12 protein-coding genes are annotated in these 16058 nt (G+C 52.2%); 7 read left to right on the top strand and 5 right to left on the bottom strand.

Annotation, left to right across the window (positions count from 1 at the left end):
• Window positions 1-650: 650 nt before the first annotated feature.
• The 4 genes from PsAD46_RS21495 to PsAD46_RS21485 all read right to left on the bottom strand — a co-directional run bounded on the left by PsAD46_RS21495 (window position 651) and on the right by PsAD46_RS21485 (window position 5194).
• The gene (locus PsAD46_RS21495) at window positions 651-1796 is read right to left on the bottom strand and encodes an HlyD family secretion protein (protein ID WP_063290590.1); all 1146 of its coding nucleotides are present in this window, start codon (window positions 1794-1796) and stop codon (window positions 651-653) included.
• Complete coding sequence (locus PsAD46_RS27765; protein ID WP_082596670.1) at window positions 1793-2005, bottom strand: DUF1656 domain-containing protein; 213 nt, start codon at window positions 2003-2005, stop codon at window positions 1793-1795. Before PsAD46_RS27765 ends, PsAD46_RS21495 begins: the two co-directional genes overlap by 4 nt.
• A 14-nt stretch (window positions 2006-2019) precedes the next feature.
• Window positions 2020-4170: an FUSC family protein gene (locus tag PsAD46_RS21490; protein ID WP_063290591.1), complete on the bottom strand. Its 2151-nt coding sequence runs from the start codon at window positions 4168-4170 to the stop codon at window positions 2020-2022.
• 145 nt (window positions 4171-4315) lie between these two features.
• Complete coding sequence (locus PsAD46_RS21485; protein ID WP_063307850.1) at window positions 4316-5194, bottom strand: LysR family transcriptional regulator; 879 nt, start codon at window positions 5192-5194, stop codon at window positions 4316-4318.
• A gap of 244 nt (window positions 5195-5438) precedes the next feature.
• Between PsAD46_RS21485 and blaPSV the strand changes: the two genes are divergently transcribed.
• Window positions 5439-6326: a PSV family class A beta-lactamase gene (gene blaPSV, locus PsAD46_RS21480; protein ID WP_206599641.1), complete on the top strand. Its 888-nt coding sequence runs from the start codon at window positions 5439-5441 to the stop codon at window positions 6324-6326.
• 58 nt (window positions 6327-6384) lie between these two features.
• Here the strand turns inward: blaPSV and PsAD46_RS21475 are convergent, their stop codons facing one another.
• Entirely contained in the window at window positions 6385-7899 is a 1515-nt protein-coding gene (locus tag PsAD46_RS21475) for an alkaline phosphatase family protein (protein WP_063307849.1), read from the bottom strand.
• Window positions 7900-8113: 214 nt separating this feature from the next.
• Here PsAD46_RS21475 and PsAD46_RS21470 point away from each other — a divergent pair, with 214 nt between their 5' ends.
• The 6 genes from PsAD46_RS21470 (at window position 8114) to fdhF (ending at window position 16054) form a co-directional block, all read left to right on the top strand.
• Window positions 8114-8887: a DeoR/GlpR family DNA-binding transcription regulator gene (locus PsAD46_RS21470; protein ID WP_063307848.1), complete on the top strand. Its 774-nt coding sequence runs from the start codon at window positions 8114-8116 to the stop codon at window positions 8885-8887.
• A 232-nt stretch (window positions 8888-9119) separates the two neighbouring features.
• Complete coding sequence (locus tag PsAD46_RS21465) at window positions 9120-9941, top strand: EamA family transporter (protein ID WP_063307851.1); 822 nt, start codon at window positions 9120-9122, stop codon at window positions 9939-9941.
• Window positions 9942-10145: 204 nt separating this feature from the next.
• Window positions 10146-11042, top strand: coding sequence for a LysR family transcriptional regulator (locus tag PsAD46_RS21460; RefSeq protein ID WP_057463682.1), 897 nt, complete (start codon window positions 10146-10148; stop codon window positions 11040-11042).
• 104 nt (window positions 11043-11146) lie between these two features.
• Window positions 11147-11623, top strand: a complete 477-nt coding sequence (locus tag PsAD46_RS21455) for a formate dehydrogenase subunit gamma (protein WP_063307847.1) — start codon at window positions 11147-11149, stop codon at window positions 11621-11623.
• Window positions 11623-13179, top strand: a complete 1557-nt coding sequence (locus PsAD46_RS21450; protein ID WP_063307846.1) for an NADH-quinone oxidoreductase subunit NuoF — start codon at window positions 11623-11625, stop codon at window positions 13177-13179. The genes PsAD46_RS21455 and PsAD46_RS21450 overlap by 1 nt, the downstream gene beginning before the upstream one ends.
• A 4-nt stretch (window positions 13180-13183) precedes the next feature.
• On the top strand, window positions 13184-16054 hold the full coding sequence (gene fdhF / locus PsAD46_RS21445; protein WP_063307845.1) for a formate dehydrogenase subunit alpha: 2871 nt from the start codon (window positions 13184-13186) through the stop codon (window positions 16052-16054).
• Window positions 16055-16058 lie beyond the last annotated feature (4 nt).

The following is a 16058-nucleotide window of genomic DNA, read 5'->3' as shown; positions in this document are numbered from 1 at the left end:
AAAACAGAACAAACATATCAGACAAAAAGCCCCCAATGCATAATGCATGGGGGCTTTTTGTCGTTTTAGAACTAGGCCGTCCTGAATGAGAGGGCTGAAAACACAGCGAGTAAAGCTCCAAACCGCCTAGAACCGAGGCACTCCCTTATCCCTGAATATACAGCCTCAAGTTTGCCTCAGTGAAACCGCAGCAATGGCTTCAAGGGATGGAAACGCTTAGCCTAACGATGCTGTGATGAGACAAACGCTGCAGCAGCCCATGTATCACAATGAGAAGGAGGGTGAGCCTGTGGGAAGGGCACATCTCATGCCCCAACCAAATTAGTGATAAGTGAACGAGAGGCGATGGTTATTAGCTGATGCCCTTCGCTAGGTGAATGTGTTCAGCTGTAGTCGGAACGACGTTGCGCTGCTATCTGCGTTCGTTGGCGGTATTTGCACTCGAATTTGTGCTGCTAAGTCGGTGAGATGGTGAAAGTGAACATACCTTGACCTAAGGGGCATTGTACTGGTTGCGAAGAAAGTATGCATAGGAGTCACACAGGCTTTAATTGCTGTAAGGGGTGAGAGAAAAGATATCCCCTCGTGTCCCAATGAGCCTCAAAGATTTCTTTGAAATGAACAGGGGGATAGAGGGGGAATAACTTGCTTTACTGAAACAATAGCGGTGCTGGGGGTTCATCTGGGGTGGTTTTGTCGGCGGCGGTGTTGGTTAGGACCAGGACGGATACGGTGGTGCCGACGCGGAGGAGGATGTCTTTGGGGATGTCTGCGATTTTGACTCGGACCGGGATGCGTTGGGCGAGGCGTATCCACTCGAAGGTCGGGTTGATGTTAGGGAGCAGGTCAGAGCCTGTGCTGCCATCGGATTGAGAAATGCCCCAGCCGATGCTTTCGACCTCTCCGTGAACCACCTGATCAGGATAGGCCATCAGGGTCATGATGACTTTATCGCCGATGTTGATCCTGCTGATTTTTGTTTCTGGAAAGTAGGCGTCGATCCAGAAGCTGGTAATATCTACGAGGGCAAGGGCTGGCTCATTTTCAACGGTTTGACTGCCCAGGCGTAGGTTAAGGTTGGTGACGTAGCCGGATACAGGTGCAGATACACGAGAGAAGCCAAGGTCTAACTCAGCCATGCGTAACGCTGCTTTTGCAGAACGGAGTTGTGCGTTTTCATCGCCTGTTGCGCCAAGTGTTGCAATGACCTTGGCAAGGGAGGCTTGAGCTTCTACAAGAGCTGCTTCTGCTTGAGCGAGACCTGACTGAGCTTTTTCGGTGTCTGAGAGGGCGACGATATAGCTCTTTTCAATCTGATCATATGTGCGCTGCGTGACATAACCGTCTTTGAGCAGCTTGGCGTTCCGGTCCAGATTTCCCTTGATGTTTTTCAGGGTGGCGATGGAGGAGCGAAGTTCTGAACTGGCTTGCTCCACGTTCGAGCGATACTGGGCAACGTTTGCTTCTGAGGCTTCGCGTTCTTTTCCAAGCGCGTTGAGTTGATCGATCGTTTGATCAAGATCCGCTTTCTTCTCAGCAAAGGTTGCTTCAAATGTTCTTGGATCGATGCGGAAAAGCAGTTGCCCTGCTTGGACGCTTTGATTGTCTTTGATTGGAAGGTCTACGATTGGGCCGGAAACGCGGGTTGCGATTTGGATAACGTTCGCTCTGACCTGACCATCGCGTGTCCATGGATTTTGCAAGTAGGCATAATATTTATAAGCGAAGGCGAGAACTGCGACGCCAACGATCGTGCCCGTTATCATTGCTTTATGTATGGGTTTCAATGCTCTCATATCGGAATGACCCAACTTCCAATTACTGCGGTGTAGATGACGGCCAAAGCCAGGAAGACGCCGGGTGGATAGAGGAGGAATCTGGAAAGCCGGTATCTGTTTAACAAACGTGATGTGATCCAGCTGAGAAGCAAACCTAAGAAAGACGCGATCAGAAATGGGGGGAAGTAAACGGCCCCAATGGCCCATTCACCAGGATATCCATTCATTGACGCATACTCCTTTAGAAACGAGCTTCTTTCAGATAAGGCCAATCGACTTTTTGAGATTGCTCTTCATAGTCTTCTAATGCCTGATAAACACTGCGAATACCTCCAAGAATGCGATAGATATTTAATCTTTCCCCTAACTCTCCATCATATTTACTCTGTTCTTGCTCTGCCTTTGAGATTTTATCTTCTATTTCCGGGAGTCTTGTTTCGCGTAGTTTTAAAGTCGCTTCTAACGTTTCACATGAGGGCTCTTCCACCAGTTTTGTGAAGTCAGTCATCAGCTGAGTGCTCCAGCCATGAATGTCATGCTTTAGCGTCTCATAAAGTTGGCTGTTTTCAGCAGTTTTGAACTCATCCATCAGGACTGACAGGCGAATGGAAAGTGCCTCAAGAACAACGGTGATCTTGATCAGTTCACTTTTCTCAATGTCTTGAGAGATCTCCGGTATCCAGCCTCGAATGATATGAGGGATGTTTTCGATCTCGTTTATGTAGTGTCGTCTGAGGTAGCGTTGCCAGGCGGAATCCTTTGTTGTGTGTTTGTTTTTCTGATCTGACAAAAGATAGCTCGCACCTTTAAAGAAGCGGCGTAGCAGGTTGAGATATTGAACCTCTGGGCGCAGGTTAAATGTGAATGTAGACACACACGCAAAAATTGCCACGACTATGATGAAAACGAGTAATTGATCGACTGCATAATTGAAGCTGTATGTCTGGGTGTTGCTTATGCCTGTTGTCATTACGAAATTCGCCAAGCCAAACATTCTTCCCAAAGTTGCCTCAGGTGAATGAAAGAAATAGGAGATGGAAAATACTGATATGAAAATGACAGCCCCAAGAGACCAGAAACTATGCAAATGCGGCATTATCAAAAGGTAGATGCAGGCTGCGAATATGTTTGATGAAACGCCAATCTTCAACAACCTGAGAGGCCTGATATACGGGTCGGTTGATAGGGAGATGCTATACACGCCTACTAAGATCAAAAGTACGGGGCCAGTTGGAAGATTTGGGGAATAGATATAGGCGATATAAGCGATCCAAAGACACAGGAAGGCGCGAAAAGCCCCCTTCAAAGCGCCGATATTTATGATGTGCTTTTTAGGCGTAGGCGCGACTTTAAAGGTGGTGTCAGTACGTTGGCGCAAGCCAAATATGACGGCGTTTATCTCATATAGCTGATATGTAATATGTTCGATGTTTCTGAGTTGATTGACGTAAAGTGACAGGGCTGCTTTTTCGAGTTGCTTGAGACCTGCAGTATTGGTTTTATTGATATGAAGTTCGCGTTGTGGGCTGGTGTAGTCCGAATGCTCTCCCAAAGACATCTTGGTGATAGCCGTTAAGCGCTGCTCTACTTCATTGATGTATTGGGTGCGCCAAGGCAGGTGTTTTTTAAGCTCAATTGTTTGAACGTCACCTATGTTTTGCCGGCACGCTTCTATTGCCCGTTCGTAATCAACCCACAGTTTCGCGGCATCTTTCCATAAATCGTGAACCTCCCAGATTTCATAGTTTTCGAGTTGGGCAATATTGGAAAGCTCCTCGAATCTGGCCTGTAATGATGAGAAGTCACCTTGTTGCTTCAGGTACTGTTGGGGAGCGCGTGAGAACCCGTTGTCCAATGTTTCTTGAAAAATCCCAAGAGCAGCGTGGCTCAGGTGACTGGCTGTGCTGTAAAGCGCTTTCGCTGATGTCTTAGGCCAAAGGACAGCTGAGACCACACTGTAGGTGATCACACCTAAGGCAGTCTCCTCAATCCGCAGCATTGCGGTATAGAAGGCAGGCTCATTGCTTGTTGATGAATCCACAACCACAATAATTGTTACGAAAGCTGCCACGTTCCAAAAATAGGCGTTGCGTGTTGTGCTCTTCATATAGGTGCAAACTAAAACAAAGCTGGATAAGACAAGCATAAACATCCAGCGTTGTTGCGGATAGAGGGAGAGGATCAGGAGTGCTGCGACCGCTGCAAGGAGTGTTCCGGCAATGCGCTGCGCACCCTTGTTGAAGGATTGTCCTGATGTTTCCAGCGAGATAAATGCAACGGCTAGACCAGCCCAATACGGGCGGTCCCAATCCATGTAGAGCGCAATGGCGTAGGCGATCACCATTGCTAACCCAACCTTAATTGAATCCTTTGCTCTGTCGCTGAGAAACATATCCTCACTCGCTGACGTTTCCAGTCATGCCTGAAAAGCACTTCAGCCAAGATAGGTTGAAGAGGTGTGAGATAGGTTTTGGTTTTTCTTTCAATTCGTTGCGTTGTTTTATCAAGACACGGACGGTGACTTGGATTGAGTTTCCTTAAGGAGCGGGCTTCGGTGCATCAGCGAGTAGCCAGTTTTTGAAGAGGGTGGTTGCTGGGGTGGCGGATTTGGATTTGAGGTGGGTGAGCCAGTATTTGCCGGTTGTGACTTCGAGGGGGAACGGTCTGACGAGGCGACCTTCTGACATTCTGCGCTTGAACATATCATGGGGCAGAAGGGCGATGCCTAAACCTGCTTCAACCATGTCGGCCATGGCGAGGGATGAATCGAAGACTGGGCCTGTGATTTTGGGGCAGGCTGACGCTGCGTGTTGGAACCATAACTCCCATTCATCTGAACGATAGGATCTGAAAAGCGTGTGATTGGTGAGGTCCTGAGGGGTTTTGAGAGAGAGGCCGATATCTGGTGAACACAATGGGGTTAAAGGGGTGGTCAGCAATGGTGTTGCTTGCAGGCCCGGCCAGAGGCCTTCGCCCAATCGTATTGCGATATCAAGACCTTCTTTGGTGATGTCGACGCGGTTGTTGTTGGTGAACAGGCGCAGGTTCACACCGGGATGCTTTTGCTGAAAGTCCGGCAGGCGCTCGATGAGATAGCCAGTTGCAAAGGTGGTCACGACGCCGACATTGAGGGTTTCCTGATAGCGACCATCAAGGAAACGGTCGAGGATGTTTCCGATCCTGTCGAAGCTTTGGGTGAGGATGGGGTGTAAGGCTGTGCCTTCATCGGTGAGAATCAGGCCTTTCGGGGTGCGGTGGAAAAGAGGTGTTCCCAGTAGTTCTTCCAGAGCGATAAGTTGATGACTTACAGCGGCTTGTGTGACTCTCAGCTCGATTGCTGCGCGGGTAAAACTGCCTTGCCGGGCGGCGACTTCGAAGGCGCGGAGGGCGTTGAGGGGGATGTTTGGTCGGTCCATGCCTATTAGTTTTTCTAATATTTGTGTCGAGAATTAGTCGTTTGTGGCTCTACCTAAAAGTGTTTAGGTCTGAGGATGCATCTGATTATACCGGTGCTCACCACATTAAATTTCTAGCTTAAGCGCTGGTTTTGGCGAATTTATGCTGCTGAGTGTTCTGCTTTGCGGCAGGGGATAGGCTGTACCTGTTTCATGAAATTTATTTGTTGATGGGGCCGCTGCTCGTCATGAAAGGAGTTGGAGAATGTTGCGTTTTTTAGAGGAAAACTGCGTTCCTATGAGACGGTTTGCATGTGCGTTGGCCTTCACGTTGAGCTTGCCTTTGGTCAGTGAGGCTGGGCCACTGATGGACACAGTCAGTCAGTTAGAGACTGAGGTTGGAGGGCGCATTGGTGTGGTGCTGCGCCATACCGGTTCTGACTGGGCCGTTGAGCATCGGGCGGATGAGCGGTTTCCTATGGCCAGCACGTTTAAGGCATTGCTCTGCGGAGCCGTTTTAAGCCGTGTTGATCGCGGTGAAGAGAGCCTTGGTGATCTTGTCACTTACAAGGCAACCGAGCTTGTCCCTTATTCTCCTGTCACGGAGAACCATGTGGCTTCTGGAATGAGTGTTGGCCAGCTGTGTGAAGCGACGGTCACCATGAGCGATAACAGTGCTGCAAACTTGCTTTTGAAACGCGTTGATGGGCCGGAAGGGCTGACCAGATTCTTACGTGGGCTTGGTGATCGGGTGACGCGTCTGGACCGGAATGAGCCAGCTATGAACGAAGCCAGGCGCGGAGATCCCCGTGATACTACTTCGCCTTCTGCTGTGCTCAAGACATTGGACAGGTTGCTGTTTGAGGATGTGTTGCTTCCATCTTCCCGCGCACAGCTGCAGCAATGGATGGTGGATGACAAGGTTGCGGATGAGTTGATCCGAAAGCATCTGCCGAAGGACTGGTGCATAGCAGACAAGAGCGGTGCTGGTTACAATGGTTCACGCGGTATCATTGCGGTGCTTTGGCCGGAAACGGGGAAGCCATATCTTGCAGCAGCTTATATGTCAGGCAGTGATGCGAGTTTTAAGCAGCGCAATGCGGTGATTGCTGAGATTGGGAAGGCGATGATTGAGGAGATTAAACAGCGTTGATCAGCTGCTGTCTGTTTGTGGTGAAAAACGGGGCATGGTGTGATGCCCCGTTCCTGGGTCAGTGTTTCGGGCCGTCTGTGGTGATCATCCAGTTGGACAGGGTCTTGTCCATGTTCTTCATACGATGGCGGAGGAGTTCGCGGGTCATACGTGCCAGTGTTAGAGCATGCTCTGGCTTTTGCGCCAGATTTTCCATTTCACCTTTGCCCTTAGCATCAAACAGCATGGGGGGCAGATCTGCTGCAAACTCCACAAGTGTGAAACGCTCATCGCGCAAGATGCTCAGGCAGGAGTTGTCCAGTTTGGTTCCAAGCTGTTGCTGCCAGAGTGTTGGCTGTAACGGGTCAGCGAAGTCCAGCTCTGACATGGAGACCGTGCGCCAGTTCTCAGGTGTTTCACCTTGGAGGAACGGGAGCAGGGACTTGCCATCCACGGAGCCTGGAACATCCTGCCCGACCCATTCCAGAATGGTTGGCATGATATCGATGGACTCGGTGATCTTTGAGACCTGCGTTCCGTGCTCTCCGTCTGGCATGCGGATGATGAGAGGGGTGTGGTAGGCCGCATCATAAACGGTCATTTTCCCCCAGCTGTGATGGTCGCCCAGCATTTCGCCATGGTCAGCTGTGATTATCACCATGGTATCGTCGTACTGTCCTGTGTCTTTGAGGAACTGCACAACACGGCCTACATGGTGATCCACTTCTGTGGCTAGCCCGAGATAGATTGCGCGCAGGGTACGGATGTTCTCGTCTGTTGGTTCCAGATCCGGGAAGCCCTCAACAAAGCTGGCTGCGCTGTTGTTTTGCATGACCGGGGTGAAGAACGGATGTTGGGCCTGCTCGTCTTCTGCGCTTTCCAGTCGCTCTGGGAGCGGCAGGTTTTGCGGATCGTACATGTCGTTATACGGGGCAGGGGCGACGAGCGGAGGATGCGGACGAATGTAGGTAAGATGCGCGAACCAGCTTTGCTGACTGTAGGCTGGCATTGTCTTGAGGAAGGCATCTGTTAGAAACGCCGTGTCGCTGTCTTCAGCTGCATAGAGCGCAGGATCGTTGAGGCGTGGGGCTTTGCCTTTGGGTGAGATGGGCTTGTAGACGTCCCAGTACTTCTCAAATTTATACCCCTGGTTCATGAGGTGAGACTGCCATGGATAGGACATATCCATGCGCATCTCCGTTATCTCATGGAAGCCGTTCATCGGGTATTCGTAGGTTCTGACTGCTGGGTCGTTCGGATGGAAGGCACGGGGATCCTGTGAGGTGTCCGTGTATCCAAACAGCATGGGCAGATAGCCCGCCTTGCGAATTTGCGTTGCGATGTTGGGCGTGTCGTGCCTCAGCGGTGTGCCATTGCGCACGGAACGATGGTTCATGGCGTATTGCCCTGTCAGCAGTGACGCTCTGGAGGGGCCGCATGGATTGGTGACGGAGAAGTGACGTGTAAAGGTGACGCTGTCTTCCATGAATGCGCGTAGGTTTGGCAGGTTTACGTGTTTGCCAAGTTCACCGAACACACAATCCGCGCGCAGCTGGTCGATGATGATAAAAAGCACATTGCGTTTGTTTTGCATGTTCCTGATCCCCCAAAGCCACAGGTGTGGCGCAGTCCGACAGACCGTTACTCCGGCAATATGAAAGAGAGATGTAACTGTGGTCGTTTGCCAGCAAATAATCCACAGCTACACACAAATTCCAACATAAATCGACATATGTGTTGGAATTTGACTGTAATTGTGGAGTAAGGCAATCACAGAACGTGATTATCCGCGCAAACGTGAGGGGCAGATGTCTCATAGCCACCGCGAACTGGAACTGTTGGAAGTTTTAAAACGACTTGGCGGATCGGCACGCAATGCTGATCTGGCTAAGGCACTGGATGTTTCTGAAGAAACTGTGCGCCGGACGGTGAAGTCTTTGTCGATGACTTCAGACCTTGAGCGGGTGCGCGGCGGGGCCTATCTGGCGAGCTCGCAAAATGATCCAAGCTTCTTTCGCCGTATTTCACAGCGAACCAATGAAAAACGGCTGATCGCCGCTGTTGTGTGTGATGTGGTTGAAGATGGCATGACCGTTTATTTGGATGTCGGCTCCACCACGGCATATGTGGCGGAAGACCTGAGATTGCGTAGGAACCTGACGGTGGTCACAAACTCCATTGGTGTTGCGCAGACACTGGTGAATGTGAACGGCAACCGCGTGCATTTGCTTGGTGGTGAAATGCAGGTCAATGACCGGGGAACCTTTGGTCACGACACTTATTGTCAGGTACAGCGGTTCGCGCTTGATATGGCCATCTTCAGCCTTGATGCGGTCTCTGCCAGCAAGGGGTTTCTCTATCAAAGCAGTGTTGAATCCCAACTGAGTGCTGCCATTGCAGAAAAAGCGGATCGGGTGCTGGTTGCGTTTGATCATGGCAAGCTGAGTGAGACAGCGCCGTATGTGGGACCGGACCCACGACAGGTGGATTATGCGGTGACCGACAGCCCACTTGAAGAACCGTTTGTGACTGCCTTTGCGGACTGGGGCATTCAAAGCTTCATAGCCTCCCGAAAAAGCTGAGTTGAAACAAGACTACCTGCCTGTGATCTGCTTAAAGCTGCACGCAGGCAACCAGATGCAGAAATCGAAAACCTTCGAAATTACAGCATTTTAAAAGATAGATAAAACAAGATGGAAGCCGGTTTTCTGGTGTTGCGAGGTCAGTCGCAGATTGGATGATGGAGCTTTTTTAAAGCTGCCCGGCAGGCTTCCACAATACGAATGGTTTTGATTGATGAGCCTATCCATCATAATGATAATCCTTGCAGCAGCACTGCTGCATGCGATCTGGAATGCGATTGTTAAAACAGCGGGTGACCGTACACTCACCCTCGGACTTGTGGCGTTTGGCCATGTGATCCCGGCAGGTGTCATGATCATGATCCTGCCTTTGCCAGCACCTGAGAGTTTTGGCTATGTGGCGCTCTCCACCTGCATTCACTTTGTCTACTATTACACGCTGGGGCAGGCGTACCGTCATGGGGACCTGAGCGTGGTCTATCCCATCGCACGCGGTATCGTACCGGCTCTGGTTTCCTTATGGGCCATGCTGTTTGTGGGCGAAGTGCTGCCGTTTTGGGCGTGGTTTGGCATTGGCTTGATCGGGTTTGGTATTCAGATGTCCAGCTGGTCTGCCTTGCGGCAAGGTGTTGGCGGCGCGGCGCTTGGGTTTGCGGTTGCCACAGGTGTTTGTATCTCCGCTTACTCGCTGGTTGATGGTGTTGGTGTCCGGCTTTCTGGCAACACGCTGAGTTACTGGGCGTGGGGTGCGTTTTTGCAGGTCTTTATCGCAGCCTTCATTGGTGTGCGGCGGTGGTCTGTTTTGCCAAGCCTTTCCAAGAGAACATGGGCACTGGGTCTGACGGGTGGTCTGGTCTCCATGATTGCTTATGGTCTGGTGCTTTACGCCAAAAACTTTGCACCGCTGGGCGCTGTCTCAGCCTTGCGAGAAACTTCCGTCATCTTTGCCGCCTTAATCGGTTTTGTCGTCCTGGGCGAAGGCAACTGGGTACGTCGCATGCTGGCCGCCATATTCATGGTCGCTGGTGTAAGCTTCATTGGTATGAACGTCTGATTGCAGAGTTTATCTAAACCGCGCTGTGTTCTTGACGTTCCGCGTTATCGTTCTTGCTCTGAATATGCTAGTTCATTTCAGAGCTAAGAAAAAACATCTAAGGGATTGCTTGTAGGAGGATATGAGCAATCCCGTGCAGTATTGGCCTGACAGACTGGTGCTTGCTGATGGATGGTGTTGCGGGAACGTTTGCGAGGTTAACCCATGATCGATAAGCTGGAGATGTTTATTGCGTTGGCGCGTGAGAAGCATTTTGGGAAGGCGGCGGACGAGTGTGGTGTGACGCAACCGACGCTTTCGGCCAATATCAAACATCTTGAAGAACAGCTTGGCGCTCTGCTGGTTTTGCGTGGCTCGCGTTTTCAGGGGCTGACGCCTGAAGGGGAGCGGGTGCTGGAATGGGCCCGCAAGCTTGTGGCTGATACGCGGACCATGAAGCAGGAGCTGAAGGCGGTCAGTGATGGTCAATCGGGTACGTTGCGGATTGCCTCTATTCCAACAGCTCTGACCTATGTTCCAGAACTCACCACATGCTTTAGCGAGGAAAACCCAGGCGTTGATTTTGCGGTGTTCTCGCGACCGTCCTCTGAGATTCTGGCGCAGCTGGAAAATCTGGAAATTGATGTGGGGCTGACCTATCTGGACAACGAGCCTTTGGGGCGGGTTTTGCAAATTCCTCTTTACCGGGAGCGCTATTGCTTTGTGGTGGCTGAAGGTGGGCCGCTTTCTGGCCGAGAGCATGCCACGCTGGAGGATGTGAGCAGGGTTCCGTTGTGCTTGCTGACCAGTGACATGCAATGCCGGCGTATCATCAACAATATCCTGCATGATGTTGATGTGGTGGCAAAGCCAGTACTGCAGTCAGATTCCATCATGTGCCTGCTGGCGCATGTGCGTACCGGACGGTGGGGGACGATTATCCCGCAGGCCGTAGCGCAGACAATTGCCTCTGATCACCTGGAGATCATCCCGATCTCTGATCCTTATGCCAGTATTATGGTTGGATTGATTGCGACGCAGCGTGAGCCTCGTGCGCCGCTTTTGGACATTTTTTTGAAGAGAATTACTAGAATATCGCAGGGCAAAGAGCTCTCTACGTGATTTCCTTGATAGGGATGTGCAATCGCCCAACGGATATATCATATTGATTGCCTGCGACATATTGTGCCAATTCGATGCATTGACGTGCGAGGAGGGAGGATTTTATGGCCTTGCAGACGCAATCGCAGGATATAGAAAAAGAAACGGCCGCGATTATTGATGTCCACGAACATCAGGAAGGGCCGCTCCTGCCAATCCTGCACGATGTGCAGGGGAAATTTGGTTATGTTCCCGAGGATGCGCTTTTAAAGATCGCAGATCGGTTGAACCTGAGCCGTGCTGAAGTGCACGGCACAATGAGTTTTTACCCCGACTTTCGTACAGAACCTGCCGGACGCCATGTGTTGAAGGTTTGCCGTGCAGAAGCCTGCCAGTCGATGGGCGGCGAAAAGCTTGCAGATGACATTCAAAGAGACCTTGGCATCAAGTGGCACGAAACCACGCCTGATGGGAAGGTGACGCTGGAGCCGGTCTATTGCCTTGGCCTGTGCTCTTGTGCACCAGCTGCCATGCTGGATGGCGACCTGCATGGGCGCCTTGATGAAGAGGCTGTGCTGAAGCTTGTTGAGGAGGTGAAGTGATGGGGGCTGTCCTTTACGTTCCTTGCGATGCTGCTGCTTTGGCGGTGGGTGCTGACCGTGTTGCTGCGACGCTTACTGAGGAGCTGCGCGTGCGCGGTGTGGATGCGACAATCATCCGTAACGGTTCCCGCGGTATGCACTGGCTGGAGCCGCTGGTTGAGATTGAAACCGAACAGGGCCGGATAGCCTATGGTCCGGTGAAGCCATCTGATGTGGCCGGACTGCTGGATGCGGGCCTGCTGGATGGTGGTGACCATCCTTTGTGTCATGGTTTGACCGAAGAGATGCCTTATCTGAAGCGTCAGACGCGTCTGACGTTCTCCCGCTGTGGCATCACTGACCCGCTTTCTCTTGAACATTACGAGATGCATCACGGTTTTCTTGGTCTGAAGCGTGCGCTTGAGATGACGCCTGCGGAGATTGTGCAGGACGTGACCGACAGTGGTCTACGTGGCCGCGGTGGCGCTGGATTTCCGACAGGTATCAAATGGAACACTGTGCTGAAGGCGCAAGGTGCGCAGAAGTATATCGTTTGTAATGCCGATGAAGGGGACAGTGGTACGTTTTCTGACCGGATGATCATGGAGGGCGACCCGTTCGTTCTCATCGAAGGCATGACCATTGCGGGTATCGCGGTGGGTGCGACCAAGGGGTACATCTACACCCGCTCTGAATACCCGCATGCGGTTGCGATTATGCAGGACGCGATCAAGATTGCGCGCAAAGCCGGTATTCTTGGAGCTTCCGTGATGGGCTCTGATCATGCATTCGATATGGAAGTGCGTGAAGGGGCTGGTGCTTATGTGTGCGGTGAGGAAACCTCGCTGCTCAACAGCCTTGAAGGCAAACGCGGTATTGTGCGGGCCAAACCTCCGCTGCCGGCGATTGAGGGCTTGTTTGGCTGTCCAACTGTGGTCAACAACGTGATGTCGCTGGCGTCTGTGCCGATCATTATGGATCGCGGCGCACGGTTCTATCGCGATTACGGTGTTGGCTACTCCCATGGGACTATTCCGATCCAGTTGACGGGCAACATCAAGAACAGTGGGTTGTTTGAGACGGCTTTCGGTCTGACACTGAACGAGCTGATTTACGATATCGGTGGCGGCACGTTGAGTGGTCGTCCGGTGAAGGCTGTTCAGGTTGGCGGTCCGCTGGGCGCTTATTTCCCGCCGTCTTTGTTTGACACGATCTTTGATTATGAGGCGTTTATTGAGCGTAATGGCATGATTGGCCATGCGGGGATCGTGGTGTTTGACGATACGGTCGATATGCTCAAGCAGGCACGTTTTGCCATGGAGTTCTGCGCCATTGAGAGCTGCGGCAAGTGTACGCCGTGCCGTATTGGGTCTGTGCGCGGTGTGGAAGTGCTGGACCGGATTGCTGAAGGGGATCAGCCAGAGCAGCAAGTTGAGTTGCTCACTGACCTTTGCGACACGATGAAAATGGGCTCGCTTTGTGCTCTTGGCGGGTTTGCACCTTATCCTGTGATGAGTTCTCTGACGCATTTTCCGCAGGATTTTCATGTAAAGCCATTAACGGACGCGGCGGAGTGAACCCATGACCCTGATTAAAGAAACAGACTTTGGTACTCCTCAATCGACCGCTGAAAAGACTGTCACTATCACCGTTGATGGTTTTGATGTGAGCGTGCCTGAGGGAACCTCTGTGATGCGGGCTTCCATGGAAGCTGGTATTCAGGTTCCCAAATTGTGCGCGACGGATATGGTTGATGCCTTTGGCTCCTGCCGCCTGTGCCTTGTGGAGATTGAAGGACGCCGCGGAACGCCTGCCTCCTGTACCACGCTGGTGGAAGAGGGGATGCAGGTTCGCACCCAGACAGATCGTCTTAAAGGCCTGCGCCGTGGTGTGATGGAGCTTTACATCTCTGATCATCCGCTGGACTGTTTAACTTGCGCTGCCAATGGTGACTGTGAGCTGCAGGACATGGCCGGAGCGGTTGGTCTGCGCGATGTGCGCTATGGCGCTGATGCGCAGAACCACTTTAAAATGCGTGATGGCGGCGGTGAGGTGAATGCCTGCTGGAAGCCAAAAGATGAGAGCAATCCTTATTTCACCTATGACCCTGCCAAGTGTATTGTCTGCTCGCGCTGTGTGCGGGCCTGTGAGGAAGTGCAGGGTACTTTTGCGCTGACCATTACTGGTCGTGGCTTTGACTCCCGTGTCACTGCCGGAATGTCTGAGAGTTTCCTCGATTCTGAGTGTGTGTCCTGCGGTGCCTGTGTGCAGGCGTGTCCGACAGGGACGCTTCAGGAAAAGTCCGTGATTGATATCGGACAGCCGGAACGTTCTGTGGTGACGACCTGCGCTTACTGTGGTGTTGGCTGCTCCTTTAAGGCAGAGATGCGCGGTGATGAGTTGGTGCGCATGGTGCCGTATAAGGATGGCAAGGCGAACCGTGGTCATTCCTGCGTGAAAGGCCGCTTTGCTTATGGCTATGCGGCGCATCAGGACCGTATCCTCAACCCGATGGTTCGTGAGAGCGTTGATCTGCCATGGCGGGAAGTTTCCTGGGATGAAGCCCTGAGCTTTGCGGCGAACAAGATGAAGGGCATTCAGCAGCAGTACGGCAAAGAGTCTGTTGGTGTGATCACATCCTCTCGCTGTACCAATGAAGAAACTTTCCTCGTTCAGAAGCTGACACGAGCCGTGTTTGAGAACAACAACACGGACACTTGTGCACGCGTATGTCATTCACCAACCGGTTATGGCCTTGGTCAGACGTTTGGCACCTCTGCGGGGACGCAGGACTTTGACAGTGTTGAGCATTCCGATGTGGTGCTGGTGATCGGGGCGAACCCGACAGACGGGCATCCGGTGTTTGGTTCTCGTCTGAAGAAGCGTTTGCGTCAGGGCGCAAAGCTGATCGTGATTGATCCGCGCCGGACTGATCTGGTGAAATCTCCGCATATCAAGGCATCGCACCATTTGGCGCTGCGTCCGGGAACGAACGTTGCGATTGTGACGGCGATGGCACATGTGATCGTGACTGAGGGCCTGTTCGATGAGGCCTTCATTCGCGAACGCTGTGATATGGATGAGTTTCAGGATTACGTTGAGTTCGTCTCTGATCCGGCCAACAGCCCGGAAGCTGCTGAGTTGCTGACGGGTGTTCCTGCTGAGGAAGTGCGCGGGGCAGCACGACTTTATGCGCGCGGCGGCAATGGTGCGATCTACTACGGACTTGGCGTGACGGAACACAGTCAGGGGTCCACGACCGTTATCGGCATTGCGAACCTTGCCATGCTGACTGGTAATATCGGTAAGAAAGGCGTTGGTGTTAACCCGCTGCGGGGTCAGAACAACGTGCAGGGCTCCTGTGATATGGGTTCGTTCCCGCATGAGCTGCCGGGTTATCGCCATGTGAAGAATGCTGATGCGCGCGATATTTATGAGCGGATCTGGGGTGTGACCATCTCTGACGAGCCGGGTTTGCGTATTCCGAATATGCTGGATGCAGCTGTTGAGGGCACGTTCAAAGGCATCTATGTGCAGGGTGAAGACATCTTGCAGTCTGATCCTGATACCAAGCACGTTGCTGCTGGTCTTGCTGCCATGGAATGTGTGATCGTTCATGACCTGTTTTTGAATGAGACCGCGAACTATGCGCATGTGTTCCTGCCGGGTTCCACCTTCCTTGAGAAGGATGGCACCTTCACCAATGCTGAGCGGCGTATCAACCGCGTGCGCAAAGTGATGGCACCGCGCAATGGCTATGCGGATTGGGAAGTGACCCAGTTGCTGGCCAATGCAATGGGCGCGAAGTGGAATTACACGCATCCTTCGCAGATCATGGAGGAGATTGCGGCAACCACTCCAAGCTTTGCCAATGTGACTTACGACCTTCTGGAGGAGCAGGGCTCTGTTCAGTGGCCTTGTAATGAAGAAATGCCGGAAGGCACGCCAACCATGCATCTGGACGGGTTTGTACGTGGTAAAGGCCGTTTCATTCGGACCGACTATGTTGCGACGGATGAGAAGACCGGACCGCGCTTCCCGTTGCTTTTGACCACGGGCCGTATTCTGAGCCAATACAATGTTGGCGCTCAGACACGGCGTACAGACAATGTGGTCTGGCATGAGGAAGATGTGCTGGAGATCCATCCGCATGATGCGGAAGTGCGCGGCATTAAAGATGGTGACTGGCTCAAGCTTATGAGCCGTTCTGGCGAAACCAGCTTGCGGGCGAATGTGACGGATCGTGTTTCAACGGGTGTTGTTTACACCACGTTCCACCATCCGGCGACACAGGCAAACGTGGTGACGACCGACTATTCTGATTGGGCGACAAACTGTCCGGAATACAAGGTGACGGCGGTTCAGGTTTCTCTTTCCAACGGTCAGACAGACTGGCAGGAAGAGTATCAGGAGCATGCTGCTCGGTCTCGCCGGATTGAAGCTGCGGAATAAGTGC

This window comes from Pseudovibrio sp. Ad46 (assembly GCF_001623065.1).
Taxonomy (GTDB): domain Bacteria; phylum Pseudomonadota; class Alphaproteobacteria; order Rhizobiales; family Stappiaceae; genus Pseudovibrio.
This window is presented reverse-complemented; position numbering and strand designations above follow the sequence as displayed.

Coding starts and splice junctions, on each gene's coding strand:
- PsAD46_RS21495 (WP_063290590.1), bottom strand. CDS start 1,796: ATGAGAGCATTGAAACCCATACATAAAGCAATGATAACGGGCACGATC.
- PsAD46_RS27765 (WP_082596670.1), bottom strand. CDS start 2,005: ATGAATGGATATCCTGGTGAATGGGCCATTGGGGCCGTTTACTTCCCC.
- PsAD46_RS21490 (WP_063290591.1), bottom strand. CDS start 4,170: ATGTTTCTCAGCGACAGAGCAAAGGATTCAATTAAGGTTGGGTTAGCA.
- PsAD46_RS21485 (WP_063307850.1), bottom strand. CDS start 5,194: ATGGACCGACCAAACATCCCCCTCAACGCCCTCCGCGCCTTCGAAGTC.
- blaPSV (WP_206599641.1), top strand. CDS start 5,439: ATGTTGCGTTTTTTAGAGGAAAACTGCGTTCCTATGAGACGGTTTGCA.
- PsAD46_RS21475 (WP_063307849.1), bottom strand. CDS start 7,899: ATGCAAAACAAACGCAATGTGCTTTTTATCATCATCGACCAGCTGCGC.
- PsAD46_RS21470 (WP_063307848.1), top strand. CDS start 8,114: ATGTCTCATAGCCACCGCGAACTGGAACTGTTGGAAGTTTTAAAACGA.
- PsAD46_RS21465 (WP_063307851.1), top strand. CDS start 9,120: ATGATAATCCTTGCAGCAGCACTGCTGCATGCGATCTGGAATGCGATT.
- PsAD46_RS21460 (WP_057463682.1), top strand. CDS start 10,146: ATGATCGATAAGCTGGAGATGTTTATTGCGTTGGCGCGTGAGAAGCAT.
- PsAD46_RS21455 (WP_063307847.1), top strand. CDS start 11,147: ATGGCCTTGCAGACGCAATCGCAGGATATAGAAAAAGAAACGGCCGCG.
- PsAD46_RS21450 (WP_063307846.1), top strand. CDS start 11,623: ATGGGGGCTGTCCTTTACGTTCCTTGCGATGCTGCTGCTTTGGCGGTG.
- fdhF (WP_063307845.1), top strand. CDS start 13,184: ATGACCCTGATTAAAGAAACAGACTTTGGTACTCCTCAATCGACCGCT.